At 43.4% G+C, this 13351-nt stretch carries 10 protein-coding genes; 4 read left to right on the forward strand and 6 right to left on the reverse strand.

The genetic code is table 11. The features are described 5' to 3' along the window. Positions 1-121: 121 nt before the first annotated feature. The 5 genes from ACJJIY_RS15585 to ACJJIY_RS15605 all read right to left on the reverse strand — a co-directional run bounded on the left by ACJJIY_RS15585 (position 122) and on the right by ACJJIY_RS15605 (position 6755). Complete coding sequence (locus ACJJIY_RS15585) at positions 122-1078, reverse strand: histone deacetylase family protein (RefSeq protein WP_445358270.1); 957 nt, start codon at positions 1076-1078, stop codon at positions 122-124. After that, the gene (locus tag ACJJIY_RS15590; protein ID WP_507021880.1) at positions 1075-1455 is read right to left on the reverse strand and encodes a hypothetical protein; all 381 of its coding nucleotides are present in this window, start codon (positions 1453-1455) and stop codon (positions 1075-1077) included. The genes ACJJIY_RS15585 and ACJJIY_RS15590 overlap by 4 nt, the downstream gene beginning before the upstream one ends. 485 nt (positions 1456-1940) lie before the next feature. Further along, the gene (locus tag ACJJIY_RS15595) at positions 1941-4067 is read right to left on the reverse strand and encodes a hypothetical protein (protein ID WP_445358272.1); all 2127 of its coding nucleotides are present in this window, start codon (positions 4065-4067) and stop codon (positions 1941-1943) included. A 782-nt stretch (positions 4068-4849) separates the two neighbouring features. Beyond that, positions 4850-5023 carry a carbon storage regulator CsrA gene (gene csrA, locus ACJJIY_RS15600; protein ID WP_444897449.1) on the reverse strand — a complete coding sequence of 58 codons (174 nt, stop codon included), beginning with the start codon at positions 5021-5023 and terminating at the stop codon, positions 4850-4852. Between the two features lie 838 nt (positions 5024-5861). Beyond that, positions 5862-6755, reverse strand: a complete 894-nt coding sequence (locus ACJJIY_RS15605) for a sulfite exporter TauE/SafE family protein (RefSeq protein ID WP_445358273.1) — start codon at positions 6753-6755, stop codon at positions 5862-5864. A 563-nt stretch (positions 6756-7318) separates the two neighbouring features. Here ACJJIY_RS15605 and ACJJIY_RS15610 point away from each other — a divergent pair. Further along, a complete protein-coding gene (locus ACJJIY_RS15610) occupies positions 7319-8014 on the forward strand; it encodes a YopT-type cysteine protease domain-containing protein (RefSeq protein WP_413662119.1) in 696 nt (231 codons plus the stop codon). Positions 8015-8857: 843 nt separating this feature from the next. Then, complete coding sequence (locus ACJJIY_RS15615; protein WP_445358274.1) at positions 8858-10003, forward strand: hypothetical protein; 1146 nt, start codon at positions 8858-8860, stop codon at positions 10001-10003. 63 nt (positions 10004-10066) lie between these two features. Here ACJJIY_RS15615 and ACJJIY_RS15620 read toward each other — a convergent pair whose 3' ends face one another. Further along, a complete protein-coding gene (locus ACJJIY_RS15620) occupies positions 10067-10939 on the reverse strand; it encodes a glycosyltransferase family 2 protein (protein ID WP_445358275.1) in 873 nt (290 codons plus the stop codon). Positions 10940-11487: 548 nt separating this feature from the next. On the opposite strand from ACJJIY_RS15620, the gene ACJJIY_RS15625 reads away from it, so the two are divergent. Both ACJJIY_RS15625 and ACJJIY_RS15630 read left to right on the forward strand, forming a co-directional pair. After that, the gene (locus tag ACJJIY_RS15625) at positions 11488-12333 is read left to right on the forward strand and encodes an alpha/beta hydrolase family protein (protein WP_445358276.1); all 846 of its coding nucleotides are present in this window, start codon (positions 11488-11490) and stop codon (positions 12331-12333) included. Positions 12334-12407: 74 nt separating this feature from the next. Beyond that, entirely contained in the window at positions 12408-13295 is an 888-nt protein-coding gene (locus tag ACJJIY_RS15630; RefSeq protein ID WP_445358277.1) for an SMP-30/gluconolactonase/LRE family protein, read from the forward strand. Positions 13296-13351: the final 56 nt, after the last annotated feature.

Genomic DNA, 13351 nt, shown 5'->3' on the forward strand with positions numbered 1-13351 from the left:
GCTCAGTACTCCAGCGTCAATCAAGTACCTAAATACTCAAAAGTCTTTGAAAAATTTGGTGGGTTAGGGAGCGGTTGTTTACTAGGCCACTTTTCTCAATGACAGAGGCCTCTCCAGAGCTTCAACTTGTTACCTTTTTTGCCTGGTAAATCGCCAAGTCAGCTATTAGACGATAGGAGTTTTCGGAGTAGCCGCCACTGGTTACGGTGACCATAGGCACATCCAGCGATTGAATCTGGTCAACCAGCCATTGGTCCCTTTTTCTGGCCCCATCGATACTGACCTGGAGCCCCCCCAGCTTGTCCTGGGCAATAATATCTGTGCCTGCATTGTAGATAACCAATTTAGGCAGCGGACTCTGCTTAATGAAGTCCGAAAATTCCGACTCCAACCGACTGAGGTAACCTTCAGTATCTGTTCCTTGCTTTAGGGGGACTAAAAATGGCCAGCGAGATTCCTGCTCATCGGGGTGCAAGCCGGGGTAGGCTTGCATATTGTACATATCAAAGATATGTATATTGGGGTCCTCCATGGCCCAATCAGCAAACCCATTCCCTCTATGGGCATCAAGGTCAATTACCCAGATATTGTCATCTGGTGAGAGCAGGTGCTGTTCGCGGGCACGATTAATAGCAATGGCTACATCGGCGAAAGCACAGAACCCTTCACCGTGACCAGCGAATGCATGGTGATAACCTCCACCGAGATTCAAAGCAGAGGTTTTCTTGCTAAAGGCTTCCCGTACCGCCAAGCAAGTGCCTTCTGCTGCAAAGCGCATTGGCTTCATGAAATATTTATTTAATACGCCTGCGGGCAGCAAGCGCAGTAGCGGCATCTCTATAACGCGAGCCAGTGTTTTCGATTGATGCAAGCTATCTAAATAGGGTTGCGTATGTACAGATAACAGCCAGTCTTGACTAAGAGGCTCTGAAACAACTTTTAACTCAATGTTCGCTTCTGACTCGGCATTAATCAGTGCCAATGCTCTCTCATATTTACAGCCATCAAAAGGATGCAAGCTGGAAAGCAGCGGCAAGCTGATGTTGTAATTTGGCGAGTAGAATAGCGGTAGGCTCATGAGGTTATCTGGCTTCGAATTTGTAGCGCATAAGCTAACCCATCATTGGGTGTCCACATATCAATATGATTACCAAAAAAGCGTAACTGGAAGAGAATATGGTGAATAGGATTCGCTGCCCAGTCACTGATTTTGTTTCCTCCTTTTCCAGGTGATGCGAACCCTGAGCCAGTCTCAAGTAGCCAGGCAACGACCGTCGAGCAATTCTGATCCTTCATATTGTAATGCTTCTGTTCGCCCTTGAAGTTTTCCCAGGCTTCAATCATTTTTGTTTCATTCAGCCCATTGATAAGAATGTTCTGATCCGCATCACCACCCTCGAGGCGCCTATCAACTCGATAACCACTTGGAAAGGAAGGGCTGTGCGATCGCCCGATTTTAAAGTCCTTTTTTCCTGTTGCTGAAGAAGGCTAGTAGCTGATATAGGTGTTATCAATGGTGATGGAAGCATGTCCGACATTCCCGGTCTTTTGCTTCCAGACATGAACAGTAATAGCCATCGCGATCTCCTTATTGCGTCTTGGCTTCTAAATTCAAAACTCAATGAAGAAAGGGCGGTTAATTTTTTGTATTTCAGTGACTAATTTTATTTAGGCGGGAGGTTAGCATACTTGTATCTGGGCACGTAGTTTCAAGCAATTACACTGAACTGTTGCCGTATTATTCTACCGATCCAGTAGTCATTGTGTGAAGAAACAGTGGTTTTGATTTTTTATTCGACAAGCTTTTGCTATCGGTTGATAAATAGGTGAATAGCACTTCTTTATCATTGTAGCTTCTGGAGATCTAATAGTTGTGTGATAAAAATGGAGAGCAAAAACCTCCATTTTTATCACAGCTGGTTTTACTTTTTATGAATGAATCAATTGGCGCTATTTGAGTGATAAATCATCGCTTGCCAAATGTTCTGCTTGCCGCCGCCGTAACTATCAATTGTAGGGTTCTTGATATATGACCAAGCGACTTTGCCGTTGCCTATGAAGACAGGCTCGTCAAGCCCGCCCCAACCAAAATTCGTCAGCTTTACAGGGCCTTCCAATACATTTAGGTCTGCATCAATTTCCATAACATAGTAGGCTTTCGGAACAAGCATCCGCATTGCCCCATTTTTAGCGGAACTCCGGTTATAAGAAAGGTTGTCGGAAATACACTGAAATTGAGCATAGCCAAATAGGTAACGCCCATTTTTCAAGTCGATAAGTTGTGGGTCACTGATTTGACAGTCGGGCTCTTCTACAAGCCATTTAAAGCCTTCCCCCTCAATACTTCCTTCACCATCCACTTTAGCAATGCCAATGCGAGTCAGGGATGAGGATTCCAGAGCATCCCCACTGCGTAGTCCCTGTCTTGAAATGGTTGGATTATCGCTGTTTGACATGTAGGCAAAGAAGCAGTTCGCATCATCGGAGGAGCATTGCTGGTCAAAAGGCCCTTCAGTGCTGGTATCAATGCCGTATTCGCTTTGCAGGAAGCGATTCATTTCCTCATCATCAATGTACTTGGGGGAGACGATGAGAGATAAGTTAGTATCTTCATCCACAGGGACTACAGTATGTCCACCTCCGTTAGAGAAAAATGCATTGTCGGAGGGGATCAGGTAATTGTAGTAACCTTCAAATCTACTGGTAGAAGAAATATCCTCCATTTTGATGGCAATAGTATTTAATCCGCGCGATTGATTATATTGACCACCATCGCTAGTGCAAATCGCACCATATTTTTCGGTTCCAGGATTATAAAATGCCCGGATATTCAAGACATGACCGTAGCCGCAAAGCCAATACCAGCCTCTGTTATTACTGCCACTCATATTTAAGGACCAGTTATCGCGATCAATAACAGTCATTCCAGCAGAATAGTGGGAGCCACCATAGCTGCTATCAAAAACCCGAGCAGTTACTGAGAAGGCGTAGCTGGTGCGGCCTTGGCTATCATTCTCGACATAGATAAGCTCTTGGGCTCCGGCGTGGCCACCACCGTGCATCTTGTTTACAACGTAGGCCGCAGGCTTCTCGCTAAGCGCTAAGTTATCCCACTCCATTAGCCAGATCTGATCATTATATTTATAGCCATTCTCGCGAATATACTCGACCATAGCGTTATAGTCGGCATCAGAGAGTTGATCGACAATGTAAGCCATCTCCTCTTGCATTTCGTTACCTTTAATTGTCTTAAAGGTCGGGGAATCGCCGAAGTCGGTCTCGGGGAAATTTTCTTTTAGCCCAGGTAGGAAGTCCTCGAACTTCAGTGTGGGGTGGTCCGTAAAATAGCCAATGTACTGACTGTGATTGGTAGATATCATCAGGCCGATATCCCTTTCAATACGTCCGTCAATAGCACTGATATTATTTTCCATCTTCATCCAGTCGCTACCGTATTGCTCAACCAGATCCCCTTGTACGTCATAGCGCTCGTTTGCCTGGTATTCAGTGTTGCACAAGACGGCAACCCGTGAGCAATCAGCGCTAGCTGCGATACCATGGGCTTCATAGCATTGTTTTAGAATTGTGGTATTGCCAGTTTGGTCGAAGCTTAGAGTTTCAGGGTTATATTGCAGCTCATAAACGGTGCCATAAGTGATTTCATCTTCTCCACTACCTTCGCTAAGGGTCTTGGAAACAAACATCCGAGGTCTATCGGTGTCGGTTGCACAAGCGGTGGTGTAACTTCGCATGGGCACAGACTGTAGATTGTCATCCTGATTACTATCTGTTCTGGCTATATAGTGTGGGAGTCCATGGACTTCTTCAGCATTGGTTTGGGCATTCGGCAATGTGATATCCCGGGAAGTAATCTGGGCAAACCCCAGATCTGCCGTTTCTATATCGCCAACAGTCACAGTGCCAGGTTCGTTGTCTGGAAGGGTCCCCGATCCGCTATCCCCAGAGCCGCTACCACTACCTGAACCCGCCACCATCTCCAGAGCCTTGGCCCCCGCCACTGTCGCCAGATGATTGGGCTGGGTCCGAATCTGAAGAAGAGCCTCCACCTCCTCCACATGAAGCCAGTATGACTGTAAATGCCAGTGCTAAAGTTTTCTTGCTGAATAGCTTGCTCATAAGTTTGCCCGTAAATGTGCGATTGGAATCGATTGTTATCTGTGAAATTGTCGACAAAATCTCATTTTTGAGTTATTAGAATTGGGAGCGCCATTCTAGTTCTCTCGATCTACCTTTCTGTGGGTTACTTAATAATTTCTCTAAAGGGGCATTATTTTGATAGGAAATCTTGTGAAGCCCCTCTGTTTGAGTATTTGAAGAAGCTTTACATGGGATCACTAGAATTTTTGTCGAAGGCCAAGTGGGGTGTCCGCTATATTAATTGGTATTGTTGATCCTATAGTTTTCACCAATGATTCTGGCTAGCGCTTTGATAAGGTTTTCAAGAGTGAAAGGGTAGGGGGTTAATCTATTATCGGAATAAATTCCATTAAAGCTGATGCGGCTGGAGGTAAATGTATTAAACGGTTTGAACTAAGTTACAGCGTGCGCAGGGGAGGAAGCATCGGCAATAGCCCGCGCTAAGATATCAGTATTTATTGAGGCAAATATAAGTTTGTTGTACTGCTCCCACTATCTCACAAAGTCTTCGTAAAGCCTCAAAGAATTCCGATTCAGAAATGGTCAGTGCCTGGTTGATAGAGTGGGCTGTGCCGAGATAGGCGCTGTGCTCTCGGCAACACGGTGTTCTTGTCTGAGGTCTAAAAATCTCCAGCCCGTATGTATAAAATCTGAATAGTGGTTTGGTTGAGGCGACGACTGATAAATAGCTTTAAGGTTTCTGTTTCTTCTTGATACGTATATAGATCTCTTCACGATGAATGGGTAGAGACTTGGGTGCATCTATACCTATCTTCACTTGACTGCCTTTTACTTCAATAACTGTTATTACAACATTTGTTCCAATTCTCAGGTTTTCACCAGTCCGGCGCTTTAAAATCAACATGCTTATTTCCTTCGGAAACTAAATTATGTGCGGATTCCACACAAGGGGAAGCTGGAAAGTGGTGTGTGGAGGAGGGTTAGGAGGCGCACGAGAACGGTAGGCATAAAAGAAGAAAATACGGATGCAACGCTTCCAGAGCTTGATGAAGCACTCTAAGCTCCTGAGCCTAGTCAACTTTATTGAAGACGAGCGGGTTTCTAGCGTATTATCCATACAGCCACTTTGATAGGTCTGATATCAACTTGGTTAGCTGGCCTCTGGTGTTGGCGCACCTTGGGTCAGCGCTTTTACTTTTCTCTTATGTCACTTTACCGTTCTCCTTTTGGGGGAAAGCTTTGATAAAAAATCTTGGAACGATTGATTCTGTTGGACTATTAGCCCTGTAGAAAACCCCTGAATTGCGAACCAAGTACTGATAAATATCTATCGATTTTACGCGGCTTTGACACTAAAACAAACTTAATAAAATCCAATAAGATTATTTTCGTGCCTATATTTTAATGGGCTTTCATCTTTTCTATTTCAATTTCCTGCTGGTAATTTCAATTTAGAACGAAGTATTTTCTAGTTTGAAAATAGAGATTACCAATGGCTAAAAATAATCTTTGCCACTTTGAACGCATAATTTTTGGTTGGCATGTATTGGGGGGAAATACCAATCATTGTATTACTAATATCCTATAAGGATGTTTCAGCCGCGTAATCTGAAGGGCTGGCAAGAGTCATTCGACCGGGAGCCTTTAAGACCAGAATGTTTATTGCGAGCATCTGATAATAGATGCTTGGGAGGAATAGACTATTTACTTCCGATCCGCTAAACACAATCCAGAGGGTAGGTCTAGCCTAGCCCAGCTAACAGATTAAAGTTTTGCCAGATAAAACGAACCCCGATAATACAAAGCAGTAAGGCAAAGCACAGCTTTAAGCGCTTAGCAGATATCTTGTGTGCAACGCTGGCACCAAGCCTGGCAAAGAGCACGCTGGTAAGTACAATTCCCACAAAAGCCGGCCAGTAAATATAACCACTACTCCACTTTGGTAGTAACTGATTGTCCCACCCTTGCACGGCAAAGCTGATTGAACCAGAAATAGCGATTGGCAGACCAAAGGCAGCGGAGGTTCCGACAGCGCGCTGCATTTTTGTACCGAAGTGCGATAAGTAGGGAACCACTAAGGCCCCTCCACCAATACCAAAGATCGCTGCGAGCCAGCCGATTACTCCTCCGGAACAGATCAAAGGTGCTGCCCCGGGTAAGTGATGGCCATTTTCTTGTGAGGTTGCTGAGGCCAATCCACCTAAACCCATACGCACGGACATAAATATGGCAAACACGCCAATCAATAGCTGCAACCAAGCACCAGGTAACAAGTCTGCTGTCACGCCGCCCAGCCAAGACCCCACAAGTATCCCTGGAGTCATAATCCAGAATAGGCGCCAGTCAACGGCACCTTTTGCGTTATGTGCCCAGACCGAACTGATTGAAGTCACGATAATGGTTGCCAACGAAGTCCCCACCGCCATATGGGTCAGCACCTGGGGGGAGATACCCGTGGCAGAAAAAATCAACACCAAAGCAGGCACAATGATCAGACCCCCACCAATCCCCAAGAGGCCTGCCGCTGTACCCGCGATGGCGCCGAGCAACAAGTAAACAAATAGCATTTCCATAGTGCAATAGTTTAGCCACTCCTGAAGGCAACCAAATACACTGAATCGCGCCGCTTGATACATTAAATTGCTCTTTATGATTTTTGCGATCCAGTTAATTGACACACTCAAAAATGTAACCGAACGTCCATTAAAAAATGGAGGAAGGTGCATCGGTAGGATTCGCACCTGTCAAGTTTGAGCTCTAGGCGGGGTTTATATTGGACTGTATAGGTGCGGTATTCAGCCGGCAATTGAACTAGATCAGCAAGCTATTTACTTATTTTCAGGCCTCGTTACCACTGACCGGGTGTTTAGCCTAAAACGCATCGAAATCACTGGTTTTTTGGCATTTGATGAAATTTACCTTACTTGTTTATTTGTGTGGTTAGATTTGAGAAAGCAAGGGAATCATAACTATCAGTATCTTACCAGGATCACAAAATATACTTGCCTGTCCGGACTTAAAGGAAATTGAAGTTTCCTTATCTGCATAATTCAAAATACGTTTCAGGCTAGAGCAAAGACGACTTATTGCACCAAATAATGGTTGCTTTAAGCATTGCAAAATTTACCTTTCATATTCTTTGCATGATTCACAAATAGAATCAGCAATGTAATATGTAATATTGTGGTAAGGACAAACTATGCCAAATGATGCTGGAGCCTCCAATTTTGGAGGTCAGAAAACTTGGAGTTTCAACCAGGGCAATTACAATAGTATGCTTAAAAAGCACCCAAATTCTAAGGGTGGAATTTGTGAAGCTCTAGCGGTAAGTTGGATTAGCAAGGGGCTTCAATCTGGTCTTCAGGATGCATTGTCTACAGGAGGCGATGTTGATAAAACGAAAGTGGCAGTAGTTGCCCAACGCTTTGCCTCTATGTATCGATTCAAATTTAAAGATGGAACTGAGGGGGATCCACTAAAGGGTTTCCAAATGATAAAAGAATCCCAAAAGTATTTGGAGTCTCAAGGCTTCAAGCATATAACTCATGTAGGGAAGGCCTCAAAACAAAAAGACAAGGTTGGAAACCCTCCTTTAAAAGAACAATTTTCCATTGTGTTTGACGGCATTGAAGCAGAGCAATGCTTTACTCAGCAGACTCAAACAATTTATAGCATGTTAAGGTTTTCTGGGGCTAAGTGGGCACATGCAACAGCATTCAGGATTGAGCCCACTGCAGATAAAACCACATATTATTTTGACCCTAATGCGGGAGAGTTCAAGTTCTTAAAATTTGCACAGTTTCGAAAGTGGTATGAAAATTACCATAGCAGCAACAGATTATACCGGACATCCGCAACGATAGGATTTCAGTTGTTGGCTCACAATGATCGCTAACTCAAACAGATTGTCTGCCCATTAAAGTCTGTTAATACAGGAAATAGTATTAAAAATAATAACTACCAATAGCGCTAGAAAAATTTATTTATGCATTGATATTCAGCGCCATCCCCATAAATGAAACCTAAAAGATAGTGAAGAGCACATATCTATTTAGCAGGCACTGAAGCGACTGGGGCGCGCTGAATATCAAGGTATGAGGCCATTGATGATTAGTAACCTCAACTTATGTTACTACTACAATGAAAGTGATGAAAAGCATGAACGCCTGGCAATCAGTATTTGAGCAATAAGGTGTAGCTATCTCACAACTTTTACTGGCGCCACCTAGCCTTTATGGAGCTGGCATCAATATGGGGCGCCAACCTGGCTTAGGGTAAGGCTAAAAACTTGTCACAGTAAAGCCTCACCATCTAAGGTTGGCTCCCTTCATTATCTCTAAGTGGAGATAGGGCAATCTCAAAGAGTTGTTGGGCCGTTTTCGCAGCTTGGTATACCAATTTTTTAGATGGTGAAAATTATCATCGGATAAGGCTTCGTTAGCTTTAAATTTAAGAAAATAATTTGATTAAATATGCGTCTTGCGACAACCCTGTCAGGAATCTATGGGCGTGTAGTTTTTCTTTAGTTATTATTTAGATATGGACCCCGGCGCATTCACAGTTGTGTTAATGGTTGTTAGCTGATAATAACTACTTGTCTTATGTTTTTCTACGTCCTCTTTATGCTAAGTTGCTCAAAGGAAAACCTTGAAGTAATTGTGGCCATAAGGGTAGTTGACTAAATTTAGATGGTATGTGATCGACTGAAGTGACAATCCCTCCCTTGTAAGGTGGTATCGTGGCCGACAAATCCAACTTTCTGTCCAGATTATTCACGCCGATAGAAGCGCCAGAGAGCTTTGTCCAGCAGCACTTAAAAGGTTATGGCTGTGTATCTACTCTGCTTATAAATGTTGTCACTAGAAGTAACCAAGATGAAATTACTGATTGTCTAGACAAGCTCTATGACTTAGTTGCATTGACTACCGCGCCTCACCCAAAACGCTTTTACTTAGAAAAGATAGAGGCGCTGAGGGAAGAGCTGACAGGTGTCGTTGGAAGGAAGGCCCTGTATAAGAGGTTGGAGGTTGAAAAGATCCCCTTCTACATCCACTTTGATAGCACATCTGTATGCTTTATAGCAAATCATGATTTTTTTTCCGGTTACACTGGCCTGCTCGTTTCTAAATATGCCAATTGCTTGTTGAAAAAAGATCAGGAAAAGTCAGATGCATATTGCTCTTCAATAATGCATATATACAAGGGTAATGGGCAATACTCAAATTTTCACCGGGTTATAGGGCTGGTCCAAGCTTTATTTATTGGTTTAAGTCTGAGAATGTTTAATAGGAAGGAGAACAAGCCAAATCCATTTCTCTTGGAGGAAAAGGGTTGTATAAAAGGAGATCTCGATGACATCGTATTGGTGTCAGCTAAAGTTGAATCTAGCGAGATATCTTTCGAAAATGTTTTGAAATCTTTTATAGACAATTTTGTCAGTACATTCGAAAGACAGCGAGCAAACATATTGATTACCCAAGAGTTTATTCACAACATTCCGGATCAAGGTGAAAGACTGGCTGGGGTAGGAAATACGGCGTCTGGTTTCTATTTTTCTCTAAATAAACTCTCTAGGTATCAAATATACCTATTAAAAAGGTACCATATTGCATATTATGCAATGGTGCTTCTCAATATGTTAAAAGTTGAGAAGCAAGTTACATCAAGTATTAACGAAGACTTTACATTTAGTTATTTGCCTGCTCGAGAGGTCGACTGTATCGCGACTTATTCAATCACAAGAGATGCGCTGGTTTTTGTTATTAGTAAAGCTTCTGATGGTTATCATATTGAGGTTGCTGTTAATGAAGCTATTTTCTCTCTTGATAAGGTTGTTCTATTTCTGAAATCTTTCTCTAGTGAGATTGAGCTATCAGATATCTGATAGATGCTTGAAAAATATATAATAATATTTAGGCGCATTTAAGTTGGTCGCTCAGGTCAATTGTTAGCTTGCAGTAGCTGTTAGCCCAAATCGTTTAAATTCGCGATTACTAAACTCATAATATCCGGAAATTCTCTTGCATATATATTGATAGTTTGGGTTGCTCAAATCTTTAATTTTGTTCTTCTTGCCATTGATTGTCTCTGTTAAATTTATGTTGTCTTGGTGGTAGACAATGGCTTCTTTCATAAAAATTGGCTGTACTTTGAGCTCATTGATAACTCGATAAGCCAGGTCTATGTCATCGTAACCCCAGGTTCCATCGTATTTTTCATCGAAAAAACCAACTTTAATGACATCCTGCCTTTTAAACACCATATTACAGCCATAAAAGTGCCCCCAGGGGTGTTCTGTATTGGGTAATTGCTCTATTTTCCCTAGGCGCCTATCTTTACTGAGCCCATAATTTGATGGGCTATTAAATCTAGGGCATGCATCAAGGTACTTGCCGTCGCCGTCCATTTCTGCTGGGTCAATATCTTTAGAGTGAATAAATTCCCTTATCCCGGTCATGCAGATACTAGGCCCATAATCATTGATTATTTTTTGAATCTCTGCCAGATAGTTCGGGGCGGGGATACAATCACTATCTGTAAATACACACCACTCGTATTTAGCAATCTTTACCCCTAAGTTTCGCGCCGAGTTAAGTGCAAATGGGTCTGGTAATTGAGGTCTGAATAGTAAAGTTAAAGTAAGGTGGTTCTTAAACTGGTTGTAACATGACAGGATGTTGGGGTCTTGCGAGTTGTTATCTACAATAATGATTTCAAAATTTTCCTTTGGAAAGGTTTGTAAAGTGTAGCCTTGTAATAGGTTATACAGAAGGTCAGAATCGTTGTAGCATGGCATAATAATACTGAATCGATCGGACATGCACCTAAACTTCCTGTTGTCTATAGCTCAAAATCATTTTAAGTGAATCAGGTGGAATATAAGGTGAGCGATAAATCGAATCTCCTTAACTTGGTGACTGGATTGATCGGCTATCAAACCTTATCCTTGCATTTTAGAGTACTTAGAAGTTTTAGCACTTTTGATAGTGAATATGAGGATTATTGGCAGGGTATATCTTTGTGCAGCTCACGTGGACATTTGCAGGTGAAATAGTGGAAAGCTAGAGCAATAGTCTGCCATGTTATTTGACTTCTTGGTAAAGCTACCTCCTTTCAATTCATAAACTGGAACATCGAATCTCATTATATAGGGCGATATAATTAAGGCTTTTAACTTGCTCTAGTCTTTAGGGGGGGGTAAATGTCGAGAAGTGAATATTCAAGTCAATTTATTGCTCTTGGAAGGAGGAAATACCTGTTAGGGATCAGCTTGTTAATTACATCTCATGCGATAGACCGGAAGTATTGGGTGGAATTTTAACTTACCCAATAGTTTGTGTTGAATTACACGGGGGAACCTTTGAGTAAATGATTGAGGCTCAGCAAATCCCCACTAACGATGGGATAGTGCTTGGTGCAAGGCTATTCTCGCCGAGTGAGGTGCCCAAAGCCGGCATCATTATTAATTCTGCTATGGCGGTTAAGCAGAGCTACTATCGGGATTTTGCTTGTTTCTTAGCCCGGAATGGCTATTTGGTTCTTACTTATGATTACCGAGGTATCGGTAAGTCCGCTATCGAGAGTCAAAGGGACAAACGGCTGACCTTAAGAGCCTGGGGGGAGAGAGATTTGGCGGCAGTGATTGACTGGTGTAGCAAACGAGCTAAAAGCTTGGAGTGGCACTGCATTTGCCATAGTGTTGGTGGTCAAATTGTAGGTCTTGCATCAAATAACACCCGATTTGCGAGTGTGTATTGTGTTTCTTCTCAGAGCGGCTATTGGGGGCATTGGGATGCAAGGTATCAGCCAAAGCTATTATTCGGATGGTACTGCGCATTTCCTTTGCTATCGAATGTTTTGGGATGGGTGCCTGGAGTACTTTGGGGGGGAGAGAACCTACCTGCAGGAATAGCTCGTGAATGGGCTTACTGGGCTCGACATAAGGATTACGTTGTCGATCAGCATGGTCGGCCGATTCGTGAGGGGTTCGAGCGCATGCAGTGTGATATGAAGTTCCTGCTTATAGATGACGATAAGGACTTTGCACCAGAGAAGGCTGTCCGTGCATTGCGAGATTTTTACTGTAATGCGAATACAGATATTGAGGTTATTCAAACCAGCTCTATTGGAAATACATCATTAGGCCACTTTGGGTTTTTCCGAAAGGAGTTCAAGGGGAGTCTTTGGCGAAACGTATTAGGTTGGCTGGACTAGTGTCTCCTGGAGTTGATACGCCCTCGCATCAAAAATGATGCCTTTTTAAGCAACTTGAGTCTGTGGTCGTTAGCATGGAAAGACAAGTACTGTGTAGAAGCTTACAAGAACCAGAAGGGCCCGTTTGCCTGCCTGATGGTCGCATTTATGTCACTGAAATGGCATCTGGACGGCACTGTATAAGCCGTATTGACTTGCAGGGTCAATATCAACAAATAGGTTATCCTGCTCGGCGACCTAATGGCATGGCAATCGATGGGTATGACAATTTATGGATTGCAGATGGAGGGGGTAAGCAGCTTGTTCGCATGGGGCTAAATGGGGATCTTGTTGAAGCTTATGACGGACCAGAAGATCAGCCCTACTTATGGCCCAATGATCTGGTTTTTGGTGATAATGGCTTACTTTACATAACAGACTCCGGGATTGACCCGGATATTTTTGTTCAGGGGCAGGTGATTCGAGCTGATTGCCGATCTTGTCGCTACTATGGACAGGTATTAGAGATAGATCCTCGCAATGGAGATGTGTTGCGACAGCTTGATTCCGGATTGCGTTTTCCCAACGGTATTGCCATTGATGATCGGGGCCAGCTGTATGTAGGGGAGACTATTAGCGGCAATATCTACCGCTACGATCTCGCTTCGTTAACGCACCCCAAACGGGAGCTTTTCGGCAATGTAGTTGTTGGGGCGCCAGAGGGATTTGTAGGGCCAGATGGGATGGCTTTCGGTAGTGACGGGCGATTGTATTGTGCAGTGTTTGGCCAAGGTGATGTGACCGTTCTTGATGGTGAGGGAAGGGTGGCCGAACGTATACCCACCTGTGGTAAACGACCCACGAATATAGCCTTTTGCGAAGACTCGAGAGGTGGGGCGGTAGTAACGATTCTGGATGCAGGGTGCTTAGAGTGGGTAGGAATACCGTGCCGTGGTAGGCAGCTATACCGCCCAAAGATATAGACGGAGTGGATTGTCTACCTAATGATATTGTTTAGGGCCAAATAATAGCAGCTTCA

Source organism: Microbulbifer maximicatervae (SeqCode) (genome assembly GCF_052468155.1).